Raw genomic sequence first — 19,444 nt, forward strand, 5'->3', positions numbered from 1 at the left:
TCAATTCAATGAGCGCAGGCATGCTTGAGCTCGATCAGGGTGACGCCGTTGCGTTTGAAGCCGTGGCGCAAATCGGTCTGCAGTTCGGCCAGGCTCTGGGGCTGGCTGACGGTGCAGCCGAACGCACGGCCGAGGGCGGCAAAGTCCGGATTGCGCGGCAGCACGCCAATCGGCTCGATGTCCAGGCTCTGCATGTCGTCGCGGATCTGGCCCAGGGCGTCGTTGTTCCACAGCAGCACCACCAGCGGGCTGTCCAGTTCTTCGACGGCGGTCGCCAGCTCCTGGGCGGTGTAGAGGAAACCACCGTCGCCCACCAGCACCAGGCCCGGGCGCTGTGGTGCGCCGAACTTGGCGCCGATCCCGGCGGGCAAGCCATACCCCAGGGTGCCGTAGCCCGTGGGGTGCAACCAACTGCGCGGTGCCAGGCTGTCGAATGCGTAGTTGCCGGTGTAGGCCAGCTGGGTCATGTCGGTGCTGATAAAAGCGTTGTCCGGCAGTTCAGCGCCAATGCGCTGCAAAATGGCCTGGTGGATCGACTGCAACGGGCCGTGACCGGCCTGCACCGCTTCGCGCAAGGCAGCGACGGCGGCAATCGCCGCGCTCGCGTCGCGGGGGCCGGCCGGCAGGCGTTCGAGCAAGCCGTCCAGGGTTTGCCGGGCATCGCCGTGCAAGGCCACGGCACAGGGGTAGAAGTCGTTGAACTTGCGCGGGTCGATGTCGACTCGCAGCAGCTCGGCATTCAGGGGCAAACGCTCGCGCCAGAAGTCGGTGTCAGCCATTTCCGTGCCCACCGCCAGCACCACGTCGGCCTCGGCGATCAGTTGCCAACCCGGCTCCACACAGAGCGAGGAACCGGCGTTGAGTGCGGCCTGCGGCGGCAACAGGCCCTTGCCGGCGACGCTGGTGAACAGCGGCGCGGCCAGGCGGGTGCTGAGTTGCTGCAGTTGCGCGCCCGCCTCGAGGGCGCCGCCCCCGGCGATGATCATCGGCCGTTTGGCGTCGTTCAATTTGCTCACTGCCTGGTCCAGCGCGCTGGCACACGCGGCGCCACGTCCGGGGCGTACCACCACGTCTTGGCTCCAGTCGCGGGACACCGGTGCCGAGAGTACGTCCAACGGCACGGAAATGTGTACCGGCCGTGGGCGTTCACTGTCGAAGACCGCGTAGGCGCGGGCAATCAATTGCGGCAGGTCGTCAGTGCTCAAGGCCACGGCCGAGAACGCGGTGATCGGCGCGGTCATGGCGCGCTGGTCCTGGGTTTCGTGCAGGCAGCCCCAGCCCTTGCCCAGGCTGGCGGTGTGGTTGACGCTGGAAATCACCAGCATCGGGATCGAGTCGGCATAGGCCTGGCCGATACCGGTGGCGGCATTGGTTACCCCGGGGCCGGTGATGATAAAGCAGACCCCCGGTTTGCCGCTGACCCGCGCGTAGCCGTCGGCCATGAAGCTGGCGCCTTGTTCATGCCGGGTCAAAACGTGGCGGATGCCGCTGCCGGGCAGGCCTCGGTACAGCTCCAGGGTGTGTACCCCGGGAATGCCGAACACGGTGTCGACGCCGTAGTTAGCCAGCAGGCGAACCAGGGCCTGGCCACCGGTCAAAGGTGTGGTGTGCATGTGTTTGTCCTCACGCATGGCCGATGCGAATCAACGCATCGACCGCGGTCGTGCCCTGGGCACCGACCAACAATGGGTTGACATCGAGCTCCAGCAACTGCCCGGCGTTTTCGCAGGCGTAGTCGGCCACCGCGCGGATCGCGGCCACCAGTGCCTCGAGGTCCGCCGGCGCACGGCCGCGAAAGCCCTGGAGCAAGGCGGTACTGCGCAAACTCAGCAGGGCATTGCGAATCGCCCCTTCGGTGGTCGGCAGCAGCAGGCTGCGACTGTCCTTGAGCAGTTCCACCAGGACCCCGCCAGCACCGATCACCAACGCCAGGCAAAAGTCGTTTTCGCGCTTGATGCCGACAATCAACTCTGCCAGCGGCGCGCTGGCCATGGGTTCCAGCAGCACCTGGTCGAAGGCCACGCCGGGGGCGTAGGCGCCGATGCTGGTCGCCATGTTGCCCAGGGCCGCGGTCAGGGCGGCGGCATCCTTGAGGTTGAGCGCCACGGCACCGGCCTCGGTCTTGTGCGGCAACTCGGCGCTGAGCGCCTTGAGCACCAGGGGGTAACCCAGGCGTTGGGCATCCTCGAGGGCCTGCGCTACGGTGCTGCGCACGCCATTGGGTACCGGCAGGCCAAAGGCCCGCAGTGCCTGCTTGGAGTCCCATTCATTGAGCAGCCGCCCCGTCCCCACCAGCGGCTGTGGGCAGAGCGGCACCAGCGCCGACTCACCCAGGGCCAGCAATGCCTGGCGATTGGCCTGATAACCAGCGATCCGGCCCCAGGCGGCCAGGCCGTCTTCCACGCCCTGCAAGGCGGCTACGCCCTGGGCATGCAAGCGCTCACGGGCATGGGCTGGCAGCAGTTCGGGAAAGGCCGAGGTGACGAAGCCTGTCTTGCCGTGACGCACCAGTGCCTGGCAGTACAGCTCCAGCAACAGGTCGCACTCCTTGCGTTCGCCGGTGAACTGGGCGGGGTAATCGAGCACCAGCATGGCCGCGTCGGCTTCGGTGCGCAGGGCGCTGTCGAGCATGCGATTGAGGGCCTCGCCATCGCCCCAGATGGCAGTGGTGAAGTCCAGCGGATTGACCAGGTTGGCGTAGCTGGGCAGGACCTGTGCCAGCTCGGCGGTTTGCTCGGCGTCGAGTTTGGGCAGGCGCAGCTCGTTGCGTTCGGCGTAGTCGGCGATCAGCCCGGCATCGCCGCCGGAGCAGGCCAGCGCAATCAGGCTGTTGCCGCTAGGCAACCTGCCGCAGGCCGCCGCTTTCAGGGTCTCGACGAAACTCACCGGGCCACTCACCCGAATCACCCCCAGGCGCGCAAACAGCGCGTCGTACAAGGCATCGGAGCCGGACAGCGAGCTGGTGTGACTGAGTGCCAATTCGGCGCCGATCTGCGACACCCCGGTTTTCAGGACGATGACCGGGATGCCCTGCTCCAGCGCCTTGTGCGCGGCACGGGCAAAGGCCGGGACGTTCTTCAGGCCTTCCAGGTGCAGGCCGATGGCGGTGACGCGCGGTTCGTCGAGCAACACGTCCATCAACTCCGCCACACCCAGTTGCGCCTGGTTGCCCACCGACGCCATGTAGGCCACTGGCAGCGAGCGATCACTCATCGACAGGTTGTAGGCGAAGTTGCCACTTTGGGTCAGCACGGCCACGCCCCGCTCCACCGCCTTGCCGCCATGGGCCACCGGCCACAGCGCGCAGCTGTGCAGGTAGTCGAGCAAGCCATAGCAGTTGGGGCCGAGCAAGGCCATGTCGCCGGCGGCCTCGAGCAGTTGTTGTTGCAGGGCCTGGCCCTCGGCGCCGGTCTCGGCAAAACCGGAGGCGTAGCAGATCGCCCCGCCCGCGCCCTTGGCGGCCAGCTCGCGGACGCAGGCCAGGGTCAGCTCACGGTTGGTGGCAATGAACACCGCGTCCGGCCCGCAGGGTAGATCGCTGATCTGGCGCACGCACGGCACGCCTTCCAGTTCGTCGTGTTGCGGGTTGACCAGCCACATCTGGCCGGCATAACCGCCGTCGGCGCAGCGCTTGAGGGCACGGGCCATGCTGCGCCCGCCGACAAAGGCGACGTGGCGTGGGGCAAGCAGGCGCTTGAGGTTGTCTCGAATCGTCAGGGACATGGGGGTTCTCCGGGACCGATCAGCGCAGCAGCGGCCGCAGCAGCTCGCGGGAAATGATGTGCCGCTGGATTTCCGAGGTGCCTTCCCAGACCCGCTCGATCCGCGCGTTGCGCCAGATGCGCTCGACCACACACTCATCCATCAGGCCCATGCCACCGAAGATCTGGACCGCCTCGTCGGCGACCTTGCCCAGGGTTTCGCTGGCGAACAGCTTGGCCATGCCGGCTTCGCCATCGGTCATGCTGCCCTGGTCCATTTTCCAGGCGGTGTGCAGGGTCAACAACTCGGCCGCGCGGATCTGCGTGGCCATGTCCGCCAACTTGAACGAGATGCCCTGGTAGGTGCCGATCGGCTGGCCAAACTGTTTGCGGTCGGCGGCCCATTGCAGCGAGACGTCCAGCGCCCGTTGCGCCTGGCCGACGCAGTTGGCGGCCACCATCACCCGCCCGGCGGTCAACCAGGCGTTGGCCACGTCCCAGCCCTTGCCGACTTCACCCAGCACCTTGGAGGCGGGCACGCGGCAGTCGTCGAAGAACATCTCGAAGGTGTGGTAGCCACGGTTGCTCACGCATTTCGGGCCGCGGCGGATGGTCATGCCTGGGGTATTGCGGTCCACCAGGAACGACGTCACGGCGTTGCGCATGCGGCCGTTGTGCTCGTAGGTGTCGGTCACGGCAAACACGATGGCAAAGTCGGCGTGCCCGGCGTGGCTGATGAAGTGCTTGCTGCCGTTGAGCACGAAGTCGTCGCCGTCTCGCACTGCGCGGGTCTTGATCGAGTTGGCATCGGAGCCGGCACCCGGCTCGGTGAGGGCGAAGCAGTCGATTTTTTCGCCCTGGATGCACGGCAACAGGTAGTCGTTGATCTGCTCGCCGGTGCACGCCATGAGGATTTTCGAGGGCCGTGCGACGAACACGTGCAGCGCCCAGGAGACCTTGGACAGTTCACGCTCGATCAGCGCCTGGGACAAGTAGTCCAGGCCACCACCGCCCACCTCTTCCGGCATGTTGAACGCATAGAAGCCGGCAGCGATCGCCTTGCCGCGAATCTGCGCCGCCAGCTCGGGCGATACTTCGTCGGCGCGGTCCACCGCCTCTTCATAGGGCAGCAGTTCCTTGGTGACAAAGCTGCGTACGGCGTCCACCAACATTTCTTGTTCTTGGGTCAGTTGGAAATTCATGCGGCTACCTGTTGTTCGTGTGCTGATTGAGGTGGTGCATTAGCGTCCGATAAAACGCGCCGGGCGTTTCTCGGCGACGGCGCGCAGGGCTTCGCTGGCGTCTTCACTGCGCCCGCACAGCAGGCCGGCGGCGAGTTCAGCCTGGAGTTGTTGCGCCAGGCTGCGGTCAGCGCCGTCACGCATGAGCTGCTTGGTCTGGGCAAAAGCAAAGGTCGGCCCATTGGCCAGGCGCGTCGCCAGTTGCGCCGTGACACTTTGCAGTTGCTCGTCGGCGCAGACTTCGCCCACCAGCCCCGCGGCCAGGGCCCGCTCGCTGCCCCACAGCTCGTCGAGGAACAACAGGCGCTTGGCCTGCTCACTGCCAATCAGGCGCGGCAAGTGCCAGCTGGCACCGGCATCGGGCGAGTAAGCCATGCTGGTGTAGCCGGCCTTGAAGCGCGCCGATTGCCCGGCGATGCGCAGGTCGCAGCACAGGGTCAGGTCCATCCCGGCGCCCACGGCGGTGCCGTTGATGGCGGCAATGGTGGGTTTTTCCAGGCTGTACAGGCGGTTCATCAGCGCGTGGGCGGTTTCGGTCCAGCCGTAGCTTTCCAGGGCCCCCCGGGCCTCGGCGGCGGCCCACTCATCAAGGTCGGCACCGGCGCAGAAACTGCGGCCACTGCCGGTCAACACCACCACCCGCACCTGCGGATCGGCGTTGTAGTCATCGAGCAAGGCGTGCAGGTATTTCAGGGTCGGGATGTCCAGCGCGTTGCGCTGGGCGGTGCGATTGAGGGTGATCCAGGCAACGCCGGCTTCAACCTGGCTGAGCACGGCAGAATCAGTAGTCATGGGAATCCTCGAATTATTGTGTTTGGCCTGAGGTGCTGCGACTTGAGGCCATACTAAACGAGTGTTCAACAAGGCGGCAATCGTTGGACAAATCCGCTGTAACAGCGGAAAAACATGCTTATCTGATTGTATTTAAAGGATTTGTTTAAGAGTGACGGTTGGCCCAGGGGTGTGCTGTTACAACTTTGCACAACTGATGACATGACAAGGGATATGGATATAGGGGGGGCCGCCATCCAGCTCCGGGCGTTCTTGGGCGTGGGCCAGCCATCAAAAACCGACGCGTCCTACACCCAACACCGAAACAGCTGATTTATCCCTCCACCACTCCTTGCATAGGGTGCTCGGCACTTCAGACAAGGAAAGCTCATGTCACAACGGACCCGCCTCTTCGTCCCCTGTGCGGCCTATGTCGCGGTATCTGTTCATGCTGACGTTCGGCGGCAAGCCCGATGACCCTCGGCGAACAACTGGCCATCGTCGTCTCGGAAACCGGTTTGCTCACCGACCAGTGCCGGGCCTGCGAGCGCCAGGGCCTGCCGATCCTACCCTTGCGCCAGGCCCTGGTCCCAGACTACTCGGGCGATCCGTTCCTCGCCGAGAATGGCCAGGTCCCGACCCGACTGGGCTGGCGTACCCTGCGCGCGGGCTACCTGTATGTGTTGCTCGACCGCTCGATCTGGCACGCCTACCAGGTCACGCCTGACGGCTATCTTCGGCAGTTCAATCCCTATACGCCGCCGGCTGCAAACGAGTCCTTGCTCGCCTCGACCTGTGTCTCGGCCGATCACGACGCCCCAGCCTCGTTCCTCAATATCGACACCCATGAGCACCGCGTAGCCTGGTTGGCGTTTGCCAGTGATCCCTGGCCGACCCGTGTGCTGGATGCCTATAAGGCCGGACGTGCTCCGCACCGCTTCCAGGCGCTGGACCTCGCCCAGGCACGGGATAACCCGGCCAGCCTGGGCCTGGCCATGACCGCGGAGTCGCTGCAGGTGGATGAGCGGGTCCTGGAGTACCAGTCGCTGCAGGCGGGACAACTCCCCAGCGTGCACGGTGTCTACCCGCGAGCCCTGCGCCGTCAGGCATTGAAAGGTTTTCTGCGTAACATCACCGCGCGCCATGAATTGCAGCAGGGGGTGCTGGCCTTCGTCCTCGATGACACCCTCGGCCTGGTCCAGGAATACAACGCCCAGCGCACCGCCTGGATTCATGCCCGCCAGCAATGGCTGGAAGATCCGCTACGCGCCTACCAGCACCAAACCTCGCAGATTCTGTTGGCCATCCGCGCCCAGCACCGTGACCGCGCAGAGGCGCAGACCCCATCCTTCGAACCCACCAGCGGTGACGGCCCCCCGGTGTTTGTCGACCCTGGAGTCGAACGCCAGCGCATCATCGACCACCAGGCCGTCGAGTCCGATCAGAATCTGGAGCAGCGCTACGACGAAGCCGCGCGCGAACGCTTTCAGCAGGGCTACGATAAACGGCTGCAACGTTACCAGCAGTTCATTGATCAATCCGCCGAGGCCTATGCAGCAGCTTGTCGCACGCCACGCTTCAACTGCATCGAACAGCATGACTACGACGGTGCTGTCGGCGCCTCGGGCCGGGCCTACGCCACCACCATGGCGCTGTGCTTGCGTGGCGGCATCAGCGAAGCCCCGGCGCCCAATGGCGACGAGCGCGGCCCCAGCGCACAGCTTTGGCGGGCGTGGCTCAGCAATCCACAGAGCCCGATCTACCGCGCCCTGTTGTTACGTGACCAGTCCCTGCTGGCCAACCTGCTGCCGACTTTCGAGGACGACGCCAGCATTGTCTGGAACGACAGCGAACGGCTCTACAGCGCCCTGAGCAAACTGATCGCCAGCGACCGGGGCGAGTACCTGCTGGGCGCCTATCTGAAACAATCCATGGCCGACCTGCTCGGCGCCCTGAATGCCGCCAGCGCCCGCCTGCAACCGATCATCGGTCCCGCGGTAGGGCGCGTGGTTTCCCGCGTGAACAGTGCCAGCCAACTGTTGCACAACCGCCTGCACCTCACCGAGCTCCAGGTGCAGATGAAGCTCAGCGAGTACTACGCGCTGCAGTCGGAGCACCTGCGCAACCTGCAGCACAATGCCGTCGCGTCCATGGACCGCAGTTGGGACAGCATCCTCGAGGAAAAGGGCACCCGGGACCTGAACACACGCAAGGTCACCGGCAAAGTCCGGCCGCTGATCCAGGGCGGTTTGCTCAGCCTGGCACTGCTCGATCCAAAACTGGCCTCGTTGACCATCACCGTGAGTGTCTGGGTCGAAGGCAAGGCTTCCAACCTGCTGCAGGAAACCCAGCGCGGCATGGCGCAACTGACTGACAGCACGCACTCGGCCTTGCAGGATGTCAGGGTCGGCATGGGCACCCTCGACCCCAAGGCGCGTCAAGTGCTGCAGGGGCTCAAAGTCTCATCAAATCAGGCCGCCCAGTGGGTACGCACCGGCTTCACCGGCCTGCGCGGTGCGGTTGGCGGCGACATGCTGCTGGCGCTCGGCGGGATGTATTTGCTCAACGACGCCTTGAACAAGAACCTCAAGGAAGCGGAGCGAGTCGTCGGGGACAAGTCCCTGGAAGCGCGGTTGGCGTTGTACGGCAGCAGCCTGGGGGTGTTGGGGGGTGGGCTCGAGTTGGTGGGTGGGGCATTGGCGAGAGGGGGGAGTCGGGTGTTGATGAGTGGGGGGTTGTCTGTGCGGGGAGCATTGGTGGCAGATGCGGTTGAAGGTGTCGGGCGGGTGCTCGCGAGGGCGGGGGCTGTGATGGGGGCTGCTACGGGGATTTTTGAGGTAATGCAGGCGGGAGTTGCTATTGGTCGTACGAGGCGTAACGGCGACAAATTTGCTGCGGTTGGATTTGGTTTTTCGATGGTGTTTTCCATAGGTGGTGCAACTTTCGGTACCTATGCCGCAGCAACACAAACCACCGCATTAATGGGGCCTCTGGGTATCGCTATTGCATTTAGCTTTCTGGCCTACGGCCTCTACCAGTGGGCCAAAAAAAATGAGTCGAATCCGTTCGAACAATGGGCAAAACGCTGTTACTTCGGAAATTCCGACGAAATACCCAAGGTTCATTGGATCAGACCTGATCAAGCCCACATTGCGATTGCCGAACTCAATGCCATAACCCTCGGTCTTGAGGCGGGCATACATTTCCGACTGCGTTTGACCGGACTCAGTTCACCTGACGATGGCGGCCTCATCCCGGGCCTCAGTGCCCCGGTCTACGAGCAGTGCCTGGAGTACCGGATATCCCTGCCGTACTTCGACGCGACCCGCTCTGCCTATCGCTGGGCCGTGACAATCCATCGCCGCGGTGACGAGACTGGCAACCAGTCCCTAGGCGGTGAGGTGATCGTGGAAGGCGAGTGGAATCCCCCGCCTGTCCTTACCTCCGCCAGCGAGCGCCGCGCAGCACTGAAGGCATCAACCCGACCAAGGCAGCCTGACTACAAGGAAAACAGCATCACCCCCCGCGTCAACCTGCGCACCGTGCGTTCGACCGATGGCAGCCCCATGCCGGTGAAGGACATCCAGGGAGCGATTGTCTTACTGCTGGAGTCTCGCCACTACAACATCGAGGGCGCGACCTTGTCATTGACCTACTGGCCAGACCGCGATGTACAGGATGCTTATGCAGAACTGATCACGATGGATTTTCTATGAAGTCCAGAAGGCCGTGCAGCAATACGTACTAATCCACACAGATTGGAGCTTATCAATGGCTTACACCGCCCCCTTACTCAACAAGCCGGCTGAAGGCTGGAAGCATGACCTTCCGGGCCCCAACCAACCTCCCACCAGAACCCCGAATACGCGGCTCCTGCCAAACCCGCCCAATTACGTAGACGACATCTATCTGGAGTTGCCGCGCTCGACACTCGCCATACGAAGCGTGGGTATCTGGGCGGCAGTAATTTTCTTCTTGACGTCCACCGTCGCCCCCGTCCTATTGATCGACTTTACGGTAACAGAGGGTCACCTCCCCCCTTTCGTTCTCAATTTCTTCGGGCTCGTCCTACTCAGTACATTTCTCTGGATAGGTGTTTACCTATGGCGCATGGACACCGAAGCCCCACGCGATGAACCCATCCGCTTCAACCGTCTGCGGCGCAAAGTCTACGTCTATCGCTTCTTCCACGACGGTGCAAAACCCTTCAGCCGCACGGCCTGGGGCGTGCGCCCGGTAGCTTACGACTGGGACGACCTGCACGCCGAAGCCTGCAGCCTCTACGGCCCCATGGGCACCGGCGGTTTTATCGAAACCGTCACGCTGGCCGTGCTCAAACCCGGCACACACGAGGTGATCGATCGCTTTCTGTTCACCCACGAGATCCATCGAGGCGAGATGTATTGGGCCATGGCTCAACTCTTCATGCAGCAAGGGCCCCATGCCCTGCCCACCTTCCCCTACGTGCCCCGCGATTGGAACAACGAAGACGTGAGCTTCAACCTGGCTCGGCGCCTCGCCCCCAAAGTCGTCTGGCCGGCGGAGATGGATCTGGAATCGCGGACGGCACCCTGAGCCTGAATCAGATCCAAGACGGCCGTTTTAATCTCTTACTGGAACCAGTCAATGGCATATACCGCTCCCTTACTCAACAAGCCGGCGGAAGGCTGGAAGCATGACCTTCCAGGCCCCAACCAACCGCCCAGCAGAACCCCGAACACGGGGCTCCTGCCAAACCCGCCCAATTACGTAGACGACATCTATCTGGAGTTGGCACGCTCGACATACAGAGTGCGGGGATTGAGTGCATACATGGCCATCTTCTTTTTTCTGGTTTCCCTCGTCTCTTTAGTAACCTGGATTAGAGCAGCGATAAATGCAGGGGGCATACCTGAGTTCGCTCTAAATCTATCCGGGGGCATCGCCTTCACTGCGGGCCTATGGGGGGCAGTTTATTCGTGGCGAATGGATACCGAAGCCCCACGCGATGAGCCCATCCGCTTCAATCGCCTGCGGCGCAAAGTCTACGTCTATCGCTTCTTCCACGACGGTGCAAAACCCTTCAGCCGCACGGCCTGGGGCGTGCGCCCGGTAGCTTACGACTGGGACGACCTGCACGCCGAAGCCTGCAGCCTCTACGGTCCCATGGGCACCGGCGGTTTTATCGAAACCGTCACGCTGGCCGTGCTCAACCCGGCACGAACGAGGTGATCGATCGCTTTCTGTTCGCTCACGAAATCCATCGAGGCGAGATGTATTGGGCCATGGCTCAACTCTTCATGCAGCAAGGGCCCCATGCCCTGCCCACCTTCCCCTACGTGCCCCGCGATTGGAACAACGAAGACGTGAGCTTCAACCTGGCTCGACGTCTCGCCCCCAAAGTCGTCTGGCCGGCGGAGATGGATCTGGAATCGCGGACGGCGCCTTGACCAAGGCCGGAAAGCCCGGGGTCGCACGTAGGGAGTGGGGAACATCTGTGGGGGCTGGCCTGCCAGCGATGGTCGCAAGGACGGCGCGCTGCATCAGGCTGTGCGCGTCATCGTTGGTGACCATCGCGAGCAAGCTCACTCCCACAGAGGGGGGGAGTTATGCGGTAGGCAGTTGTGGAGCCAGTACGCCCTGGCGTTTGCGGTGGATCAGGAAGTAGGCGCCATAGCACAGGGCAATAAAGCCGAAGCCCCAGTACAGCGACGGGCGTTGGGTTTCGTCCAGGGCAAGGAATACGAACAACGAGCAGCACAGGGCGATGCACACCAGCGGCAGCACCGGGAACCACGGGGCGCGGTATTTCAGGTCTTCGAGCTTGCCGCCATCACGCAGGTAGGCCTTGCGGAATTTGTATTGGGCCAGGGCGATGACGATCCAGGTCACGGTCCCGGACATCCCGCTCACGGCCATCAACACCATGAACAGGGTGTCGGCGGCGATGAAACTGGTCATCAGGGACACCAGGGCAAAACACAGGGTGATGCTCAGGGCGCGCAATGGCACGCCACGTTTGCTCAGGGGCGACAGGCTTTTCGGTGCCATGCCGGTCTTGGACATGGCCCAGAGGATCCGGGTCGAGGCGTAGAGGCCGGAGTTGCCCACCGAGAGGATCGCGGTGAGGATCACGAAGTTCATCAGGTCCGCGGCATAGGGAATGCCGACCATGTCGAACACCTGCACAAACGGGCTCTCCATCAGGCCCGCCTGCTGCCACGGGACGATGGCAGACAGCACAATGATCGCCAGCACGTAGAAGATCAGCACGCGGAACACCACGTTGCGCACCGCACGCGGAATGCTCTTTTCCGGCTGGTCGGTTTCACCCGCGGCCACCCCCATGATTTCGCAGCCCTGGAAGGCGTAGACCACGGTCATCATCACCGCGAACACTGCGGACAGGCCGTTGGGAAACACCGAATCGCCGATCAGGTTGCTCACTCCCGGGGCCGGTGCACCGCTGCTCAGCGGGATCGCGCCGAAGATCACCAGCACGCCGACCACGATAAAGCCCAGGATCGCCGCCACCTTGATCCCCGAGAACCAGTACTCGGCTTCGCCGAAGGCGCGAGTGGCCAGGGCGTTGAGGCCGAACAGCACCACCACGAACAGCGCCGACCAGTACCAGATCGGTACTTCAGGGAACCAGCGCACCATCAGCATGCCGGCGGCGGTGAACTCCAGGCCCACGGTAGTGGCCCAGCTCATCCAGTACACCCAGCCGATCATGAAGCCGGTGGCCGGACCGATGAACTGGGTGGCGTGGGTCTGGAACGACCCCGACACCGGCATCTGCACCGACAACTCGCCCAGGCAGACCATCACCAGGTACATCAGGAAACCGGCCACCAGATACGCCAGAATCGCGCCCATCGGGCCGCCCTGGTTGATGGTCACACCGGAGCCCATGAACAGCCCGGTGCCGATCACGCCGCCCAGAGACAGCATGAAAATGTGCCGGCTTTTCAGGGCGCGGGTCAGGTGGATGCCTGTACGTTCAGTGGTTTGAGTCATGTCAGCACCCCAGGCGAGTGAGGTGGAGGGGATCAGCTTTACGGCCATTCATTATTATTATCTCCAATAAGCTTCGAAGACCGCGCTGTGGCGGTTGCCTCGATTATTGGAAGGCCATGTAAGTTCGCGTTGACGGTAAAGATCGAAGTTGTAGAAAGTCGTAACAGATTTGTACGTCAGCTCTGCAACAGGCCTTTGAGGGTCAGCAGGGCCTCATGGAACTGGGCATCGACCTGGGGCGCGAGGTCTCGCAGGGCCGATTCGGCGTTGCCCAGCGCGGCGTCCTCCAGTACTCGCAACACCTGGGCCAGGGCGCTGAACCCCAGGGAGTCACTGCTGCCCGCCAGGCGGTGGGCCAGGTGCGCGACCTCGGTGCAATCCTCGGCTTCGATGGCTTCCGCCAGGGCCCCACGGTGCTGGATGATCGAGGTGCGCAGCACCGCCAGCAAGCCCTGGACCTTCTGTTCGCCGAGCAACGTGCGATGGGTCTGCAGCAACGGCCAGTCCATGGCCCCGTCCTGCGCCGCAGGTTCGGCCAGCGGCGTCTGCCCTGCCAGGGCTGCACGCAACTCGGCCAGTTTCAGGGGCTTGGCGAGGATGCCGTCCATCCCGGCATCCAGATAGCCGCGCACGAGCGCCGGTTGCACGCTGGCGGTCAGGGCGAAAATCCGTGTGGCGCGGTTCGGCCCGGTACCGCTGCGGATCTGCCGGCACAGCTCGTCGCCGCTGATCCCTGGCAAATGCACGTCCAGCAGAATCAGGTCAAACCTCTGGCCGGCGCACTCGGCCAGGCCCTGCTGGCCCTCCTCGGCAAGCCACACCTGGTGCCCGTCCCGTTGCAGCAGGCCGCTGGCCACCTCTCGGTTGAGCGCCACATCTTCGACCACCAGGATCTTCAGGGCCGAACCGCTGGCCTGCTCGGCGGGGCCGGCGAGCCGCTCGCCCGCCGGCGCCAGCGTCAGCTCGAACCAGAAGCAACTGCCGCGACCGGGCTGACTGTCGACGCCGATACTGCCGCCCATTTTCTGCACCAGGTGTTTGCAGATGGCCAGGCCCAGCCCGGTCCCGCCAAAACGTTGCGCCACCTCCTCACTGGCCTGGGTAAACCGTTCGAAGATCTTTTCCTGCATGGCCGGAGCAATACCGATGCCGTTGTCGGTGATGCTGACCCGCACTCGTTGCCCGTCGTACCCAGGCAGCGGCGCCAGCAGTAGCACCTGCACACTGACCTCGCCGCCCTCGGTGAACTTGATGGCGTTGGCCAGCAGGTTGCTCAGCACCTGGCGCAGGAACTGTTCGGCGCCCAACTGGCGTGACGCGAGTTGCGGGTCGACCAGGCACTGCAGGCGCGTGCGATTGCCCAGCGCTCGTGGCTCCAGCAGGGTCAGCACCTCATCCAGCAGTTGGCGCAGGGAAAAATTGACCGGCTCGGGGTGGGTTTCGCCCTCCTCCAGGCGCGCGAAGTACAGCACCTCGTTGAGAATGGTCAGCAACCCTTCTCCGGCCTTGTGCAGGGCATCCAGGCGTTTGCCGTCGAGCTCGTCCAGGCGCGGGCTGCGCAGCAGTTGAGCCATGCCAAGGATGCCATTGAGCGGTGTGCGCAATTCGTGGCTCATGGTCGCCAGGAACCGCGACTTGGCCAGGTTGGCGGCCTCGGCTTCGTCCTTGGCGCGCATCAGGCTGGCGGTGCGCCGCTCGACCATGCGCAGCAGGTCGTCGCGATTGTGCTGCAGGGCCAGGCGGTCGGATTCGCGGCGGTCGATGTCGCTGAGGATCGCCCGGCGCATATCGTCCAGGGCATGGGCCACGGTGTCGATTTCATCCGGCACGCCACTGCGGCTCTTGTCCAGGCGCAAGGGTTCCTGCCACTCACCGGCGGCAATGCGCCGGGCGAACCCGGCCATCACTTGCAGGTGGCGGGTCACCAGGCGGTAGAACAAGCCAGACAACGCCACCGCCAGACCGCAGAGAAACACACTCATCCACAGCAGGCTGGTCAAGCCGGTGGCGTATAGCCGCTGGTGCACGGCCCCCAGGTCAGTGCTGACCTCCAGTTGCCCCAGGTGGCGTTTTTCCCCGGAGGGCGGCTGGTAATCCAGTTCGAAGCGCTCGATGCGCAACGGCCCGACCGGCTGCGGATTGCCCTGCAACAGCTCGAAGTCCGGGCTGCTCAGGCGCACCCGCGCCACGTCGGAGAAATCCACCAGGCCCCGCAGCTGGACGTTCAACTGCTCCTGGTTGAGGTCCCACAGGCTGCGTTCCAGACTGGCCAGATAACCGGCCCGAATCAGCTCCATGCGCGCATCGATCTCACGCATCTCGCGGCGGTACTCGAAGTACAGCTGCACGGTGCTGGCAAGCACGGTAAAGCACAGGCTGAACAACAGGATGAATAGCAGCAGGCGCCGCAACAATCCTGCGGGCCGGGCGCCGATCATTGCGCGTCCGCCGGCAGGCTGACCATGTCGCGGTAGGTGACTTCGCTTTCGTTGAGCCAGCGCTCGATATCGCCGGCCTCGACCATACGCTGCAACTGGGCGTCGATCTGCGGCATCTGGCTGGCCAGCGCCGAGCGCCGCGACACCGCGATCCGCAGGTAGTCGACGCTCAAGGCCTTGGGCAAGGCGACGATGTCCTCGGCGCCTTTGAGGTGTTCGACGTACAACTCGCCTGTGCGCCGCTCCTGGGTGATGAAGTCGATGCGCCCGCGAATCAGCTTGCCGAAGTTCTGCCCGCTGTCGGAGACCCATTCGATATTGTTGCTGCGGGCCACCAAGCGGTCGAAATCCACCCCATAGCTTTCCCCGAACAGCAGGCCGCCGCGGTACCGGGCCAGGTCTTCGAGGCGTTCGAAGCGCACCGGGTGTTGGCGGTTGATGAACACCGCGACGTCCTCGCGCAGCACCGGCACCTGGGAAAACGCCAGGCTTTGCTCGCGTTGCGCGGTGCTGTAGGCCAGCACCACGTCGACCCGGCCTTCGGCGGCGTCCAGCAGGCAGCGTTTCCAGTTGCCCAGCACCACGGTCTCGACCTCGTAGCCCAGCGCGCCGAACAGGTGCTTGACCACGCTGGGGGCCAGGCCGCGCACCTGCTTGCCATCACTCCAGGAGATCGGCGGGTACACCGGGTAATCGCAATAGCGGATCTTGTCGGCGCCCATGGCCGTGCCGGCGCCCAGCATCAGTAACAGCCCGAGGGCGCGCAACATTGCCTCAGGCCGCCACGCTGGCGGTAAACAGGTAGCCGGCGCCGTGAATGGTGATGATCAACTGCGGCTCGGCCGGATCATCATGCAACTTGCGCCGCAAGCGCCCCACCAGCACGTCGATCGAGCGGTCGTTGGGCACCCACTCGCGGTTGCGGATCTGGTCCATCAACTGGTCGCGGCTCAGGGTATGGCCACTGTTGCGCAGGAACACGCTGAGCAACTGGTACTCGCCGTGGGTCAGCAGGGTCTCGTTGCCAGCGTCGTCGATCAGACGCCGGCGATCGGTGTCCAGGGCCCAGGCAGCGAACTGCTTGACCGGCTTGGCGGCGGCGAGTGGCTGGGGCGCCTGGGCGTGGCGTACTCGACGGATCAGGTTCTTCGCCCGGGACACCAGTTCCCGTGGGTTCAGCGGCTTGATCACATAGTCATCGGCGCCGCACTCCAGGCCGACGATACGGTCGATTTCGTCGTTGCGCCCGGTGATCAGGATGATGCCCACCTCCGAGCGCACCCGCAGTTCGCGGGTCAGGGTCAGGCCGTCCTTGCCCGGCAGGCGGATGTCGAGCATCACCAGGTCGACCGCCTGGCCGGCGAGGAAGGTGTCCGCAGCCTCCGCGGTTTCAGCGCAGTGAACCTCGTACCCTTCCTGGGACAGGTAGGCGTGCAGCAGTTCGCGAATCAGCGGATCGTCATCGACGATCAGTACCCGAGGAGTCATCGCTTAAAGTCCTGCGTGTGCCCGAAGGCGTGTTTCTTATTAGAGGGGTTTTGCGTTTCGGCGGCTGATCCTAGCCCCTGCTGAACAATCGATCAACAGCTGCCGGTCGGCAGGCAGAACCGCTGGCGCCCGCCGGCCTGGAGCCCATCGACCCAGGCTTCACAGATCTGCATACCCTGCTCCGGGCTGAAGGTTCCGGGGTTGAGCCCAGACTCCAGCCACAGACCATCGAGCAAGGCGCTCAGGCCAATGGCCGCGAGGTCGGCGTCGAAGTGTTCCCAGCCCTCCTCCTCGGCCAGTTCGGCCAGCACTTTGCGCAAGATGCCGCGGTACTCGCCATAGGAGTGTTCGTGGGCCAGGTTGATCGCCTCGGCGGTTTTCACCGCGCCCCAGAACGCCAGCCAGGCATCGATCAGTTGCGGGTCCAGCAGCTCGGCGGAAAACGAGCCGCGAAAAAACGCCGACAAACGCTCCCGCGCACTCGGCGCGGCCTGCTCCATGGCCTCACGCAGCAGGCTCATGACCCGCCCAGTGATCGCCATGTAGGCTTCCGCCACCAGTTCGTCCTTGCCCGAGTAGTGATGGCTGATCAGCCCCACCGAGACCCCGGCTTCAGCGCAGATCTTGCGAATCGACGCGCCCTGGAAGCCATGGCGCTTGAGGCACACCAGGGTCGCTTCGATCAGATTGGCCTTGCGCAGCTCCGGCTCCATGCGAGAAAAACGGGCTTCCTGACTCATGGGCGACTCTCTCCTTGGATCGTTCTTTGGGGGCCCTGCTTCGGCCCAGCGTTGAACGACTGTACAGCAAGAGTGCGCCCCGTCTCCAGCCTCAACCGCGTTCAGTCACGATAGCCCGGGGCAATGCGCTCGAGCAGGCGCAACATGGCCGCCCAGGCCAGTTGCATGGCATCCGGGTCGCTCAACTGGCCGTCCTCAAGCGGCCGGCCGGGGTCGTTGAACTGGCGTTCGGTGTGTGCGCAGACCTCGTGGGGTGGCAGCACCAATTCACCACAGGCCTGGGCCGCCAGTTGGATCTCGCACGCCTTTTCCAGGTAGTACATGCGCAAGAACGCCTGACCCACGGTTTCGCCCACGGTCAACAGGCCATGGTTGCGCAGCATTAACACCGGCTTGTCCGCCAGATCGTGCACCAACCGCTGCTGCTCGCTCAGGTCCAGCGCCACGCCTTCGTAGTCGTGGTAGGCGACCCGGCCATAGAACTCCATGGAAATCTGATTGACCGGCAACAGCCCACACTTCAAGGCCGCCACCGCACAACCGGCGCGGGTGTGGGTGTGCAGCACGCACTGGGCGTCGTCACGGGCACCATGGATCGCGCTGTGGATGACAAAACCCGCCGGGTTGACCGGGTACGGCGACGGTTCCACGGCACGCCCGTGAAGGTCGATTTTCACCAGGTTGGAAGCGCTGATTTCATCGAACATCAAGCCGTAGGGGTTGATCAGGAAGTGATGCTCAGGCCCAGGCAAGCGCACCGAGATATGGGTGAAGATCAGATCGGTCATGCGAAAGTGCGCGATCAATCGATAGCAGGCCGCCAACTCTTCACGCAGGCGCTGCTCGGTGGCACTGCGCTCGACAGGCGCAACAGATGGGCTGACAAATGGCTTCATTGACGAGGTTCTCCAGGCAGGTGGCTGGGCAGACAGTAAGGCTGGACGGGGCTAGCGTCCAGCCGCGTGGCTTACTTGCTGGCCCAGGCGATGAAACGCTCTTCCAGTTCTTCGCCGTGATCGACCCAGAAGCCGACGTCCATCGACAGCGCCCCCTTGAGGTTCTGCGGCGCGGTCGGCACCCAGCGCGCAAGCGAAGCATCCAGGCGTGCGGCGGCCTCGGTATTGGTCGGGCCATAGGGAATCTGCTGCACGTACTTGACCTGGGCATCGGGCTGATTGGCGAACGCGATAAAACGCTTGGCCTGATCAACATGGCGGGAGCCCTTGATGATCGCCCAGTAGTCCATCCCGTACAGGCTGCCCGGCCAGACCAGGCCCAGGTGACTGCCGCCTTGGGCCGCGGCGGCAATCCGGCCGCTGTAGGTGGAGGTCATGACCACGTCGCCGGCGGCCAGCCATTGCGCCGGTTGTGCGCCGGCTTCCCACCACTGGATATGGGGCTTGAGTTCGGTGAGCTTGGCGAAGGCGCGGTTGACCCCTTCAGGCGTGCCCAGGACTTGATAGACGTCCTCGACCTTGACCCCGTCGGCCAGCAAGGCGAACTCCAGGTTGTACACCGCGCGTTTGCGCAGGCCACGTTTGCCGGGGATTTTCTCCACGTTCCAGAAATCCGCCCATGAGGCCGGGGCCTGGGCCAGTTTGTCGGTGTCATAGGCAATCGCCACGCTCCACACCAATGCGGCGGAACCGCACGCCTGCGCGGCCTCGGGAATCAACTGCGCGGCGTGCCCCAGTTGCGTCCAGTCCAGGCGTTCGTACATACCTTCTTCGCAGCCGCGCATCAGGTCCGGGCCTTCGATCTGCACCACGTCCCAATCAACGTTGCCGGTGTCGACCATTACCTTGATCCGGGCCATTTCGCCGTTGTATTCGCTCTGGATCAATTTGCTCTGGTCCAGCGCGCTGAAGGGCTGGAAAAACGCCACGTCCTGGGCCTTCTGTCCGGCGCCGCCGTAGCCGACCACCACCATGTCCGGTGCCGCCTGAGCGTTGCCAAGGGCCATGGCCAGGGACAGCAGCAAGGGATAACGAGCGAGCTTGAGTCTATTGGAGTTCATCTGGCAGTCCTCGTGCAGGTGCCACCCGGAGCAAGGCCGGTGTGACCCA

General features: G+C 63.9%; 13 protein-coding genes and 1 pseudogene. 3 read left to right on the forward strand and 11 right to left on the reverse strand.

The genetic code is table 11. The features are described 5' to 3' along the window. Window positions 1-5 precede the first annotated feature (5 nt). Genes Q1W70_RS23970 through Q1W70_RS23985 form a run of 4 tightly spaced genes read right to left on the reverse strand, consistent with a single transcriptional unit; the run spans window position 6 to window position 5,734 of the window. Window positions 6-1,613, reverse strand: coding sequence for a 5-guanidino-2-oxopentanoate decarboxylase (locus Q1W70_RS23970; protein WP_166592917.1), 1,608 nt, complete (start codon window positions 1,611-1,613; stop codon window positions 6-8). Between the two features lie 10 nt (window positions 1,614-1,623). Beyond that, window positions 1,624-3,723: an acetate--CoA ligase family protein gene (locus Q1W70_RS23975; RefSeq protein WP_302098155.1), complete on the reverse strand. Its 2,100-nt coding sequence runs from the start codon at window positions 3,721-3,723 to the stop codon at window positions 1,624-1,626. A gap of 19 nt (window positions 3,724-3,742) precedes the next feature. Then, complete coding sequence (locus tag Q1W70_RS23980; protein ID WP_166592915.1) at window positions 3,743-4,903, reverse strand: acyl-CoA dehydrogenase family protein; 1,161 nt, start codon at window positions 4,901-4,903, stop codon at window positions 3,743-3,745. Between the two features lie 39 nt (window positions 4,904-4,942). Continuing rightward, a complete protein-coding gene (locus Q1W70_RS23985) occupies window positions 4,943-5,734 on the reverse strand; it encodes an enoyl-CoA hydratase/isomerase family protein (RefSeq protein ID WP_166592914.1) in 792 nt (263 codons plus the stop codon). Window positions 5,735-6,186: 452 nt separating this feature from the next. Between Q1W70_RS23985 and Q1W70_RS23990 the strand changes: the two genes are divergently transcribed. The 3 genes and pseudogenes from Q1W70_RS23990 (at window position 6,187) to Q1W70_RS27390 (ending at window position 11,142) form a co-directional block, all read left to right on the forward strand. Next, window positions 6,187-9,429 carry a T6SS effector BTH_I2691 family protein gene (locus tag Q1W70_RS23990; RefSeq protein WP_302098156.1) on the forward strand — a complete coding sequence of 1,081 codons (3,243 nt, stop codon included), beginning with the start codon at window positions 6,187-6,189 and terminating at the stop codon, window positions 9,427-9,429. 55 nt (window positions 9,430-9,484) lie between these two features. Continuing rightward, window positions 9,485-10,288, forward strand: coding sequence for a DUF6708 domain-containing protein (locus Q1W70_RS27175; RefSeq protein WP_367186762.1), 804 nt, complete (start codon window positions 9,485-9,487; stop codon window positions 10,286-10,288). 390 nt (window positions 10,289-10,678) lie between these two features. Then, a pseudogene (locus tag Q1W70_RS27390) lies at window positions 10,679-11,142 on the forward strand (DUF6708 domain-containing protein). 157 nt (window positions 11,143-11,299) lie between these two features. Here Q1W70_RS27390 and Q1W70_RS24005 read toward each other — a convergent pair. The 7 genes from Q1W70_RS24005 to Q1W70_RS24035 form a co-directional block, all read right to left on the reverse strand. Continuing rightward, a complete protein-coding gene (locus Q1W70_RS24005) occupies window positions 11,300-12,712 on the reverse strand; it encodes an amino acid permease (protein WP_166592624.1) in 1,413 nt (470 codons plus the stop codon). Window positions 12,713-12,888: 176 nt separating this feature from the next. Beyond that, the gene (locus Q1W70_RS24010) at window positions 12,889-15,150 is read right to left on the reverse strand and encodes an ATP-binding protein (protein ID WP_166592623.1); all 2,262 of its coding nucleotides are present in this window, start codon (window positions 15,148-15,150) and stop codon (window positions 12,889-12,891) included. Then, complete coding sequence (locus tag Q1W70_RS24015; RefSeq protein ID WP_166592622.1) at window positions 15,147-15,920, reverse strand: substrate-binding periplasmic protein; 774 nt, start codon at window positions 15,918-15,920, stop codon at window positions 15,147-15,149. Before Q1W70_RS24015 ends, Q1W70_RS24010 begins: the two co-directional genes overlap by 4 nt. Before the next feature lie 4 nt (window positions 15,921-15,924). Next, window positions 15,925-16,638, reverse strand: a complete 714-nt coding sequence (locus tag Q1W70_RS24020; RefSeq protein ID WP_166592621.1) for a response regulator — start codon at window positions 16,636-16,638, stop codon at window positions 15,925-15,927. Window positions 16,639-16,730: 92 nt separating this feature from the next. Beyond that, window positions 16,731-17,378, reverse strand: a complete 648-nt coding sequence (locus tag Q1W70_RS24025; protein ID WP_166592620.1) for a TetR family transcriptional regulator C-terminal domain-containing protein — start codon at window positions 17,376-17,378, stop codon at window positions 16,731-16,733. A gap of 101 nt (window positions 17,379-17,479) precedes the next feature. After that, the gene (locus tag Q1W70_RS24030) at window positions 17,480-18,274 is read right to left on the reverse strand and encodes a class II aldolase/adducin family protein (RefSeq protein WP_166592619.1); all 795 of its coding nucleotides are present in this window, start codon (window positions 18,272-18,274) and stop codon (window positions 17,480-17,482) included. A gap of 71 nt (window positions 18,275-18,345) precedes the next feature. Next, on the reverse strand, window positions 18,346-19,395 hold the full coding sequence (locus tag Q1W70_RS24035) for an ABC transporter substrate-binding protein (protein ID WP_166592618.1): 1,050 nt from the start codon (window positions 19,393-19,395) through the stop codon (window positions 18,346-18,348). Window positions 19,396-19,444 lie beyond the last annotated feature (49 nt).

Origin of the sequence: Pseudomonas kielensis, from assembly GCF_030505375.1 — a bacterium.
GTDB classification, from domain to species: Bacteria; Pseudomonadota; Gammaproteobacteria; order Pseudomonadales; family Pseudomonadaceae; genus Aquipseudomonas; species Aquipseudomonas kielensis.

Excerpts from the sequence above, each read along its gene's own strand:
- Q1W70_RS23975 (WP_302098155.1), bottom strand. The coding sequence starts at position 3,723 with ATGTCCCTGACGATTCGAGACAACCTCAAGCGCCTGCTTGCCCCACGC.
- Q1W70_RS24025 (WP_166592620.1), bottom strand. The coding sequence starts at position 17,378 with ATGAGTCAGGAAGCCCGTTTTTCTCGCATGGAGCCGGAGCTGCGCAAG.
- Q1W70_RS24020 (WP_166592621.1), bottom strand. The coding sequence starts at position 16,638 with ATGACTCCTCGGGTACTGATCGTCGATGACGATCCGCTGATTCGCGAA.
- Q1W70_RS23985 (WP_166592914.1), bottom strand. The coding sequence starts at position 5,734 with ATGACTACTGATTCTGCCGTGCTCAGCCAGGTTGAAGCCGGCGTTGCC.
- Q1W70_RS24035 (WP_166592618.1), bottom strand. The coding sequence starts at position 19,395 with ATGAACTCCAATAGACTCAAGCTCGCTCGTTATCCCTTGCTGCTGTCC.
- Q1W70_RS23990 (WP_302098156.1), top strand. The coding sequence starts at position 6,187 with ATGACCCTCGGCGAACAACTGGCCATCGTCGTCTCGGAAACCGGTTTG.
- Q1W70_RS27175 (WP_367186762.1), top strand. The coding sequence starts at position 9,485 with ATGGCTTACACCGCCCCCTTACTCAACAAGCCGGCTGAAGGCTGGAAG.
- Q1W70_RS23970 (WP_166592917.1), bottom strand. The coding sequence starts at position 1,613 with ATGCACACCACACCTTTGACCGGTGGCCAGGCCCTGGTTCGCCTGCTG.
- Q1W70_RS24015 (WP_166592622.1), bottom strand. The coding sequence starts at position 15,920 with ATGTTGCGCGCCCTCGGGCTGTTACTGATGCTGGGCGCCGGCACGGCC.
- Q1W70_RS23980 (WP_166592915.1), bottom strand. The coding sequence starts at position 4,903 with ATGAATTTCCAACTGACCCAAGAACAAGAAATGTTGGTGGACGCCGTA.
- Q1W70_RS24005 (WP_166592624.1), bottom strand. The coding sequence starts at position 12,712 with ATGACTCAAACCACTGAACGTACAGGCATCCACCTGACCCGCGCCCTG.
- Q1W70_RS24030 (WP_166592619.1), bottom strand. The coding sequence starts at position 18,274 with ATGAAGCCATTTGTCAGCCCATCTGTTGCGCCTGTCGAGCGCAGTGCC.
- Q1W70_RS24010 (WP_166592623.1), bottom strand. The coding sequence starts at position 15,150 with ATGATCGGCGCCCGGCCCGCAGGATTGTTGCGGCGCCTGCTGCTATTC.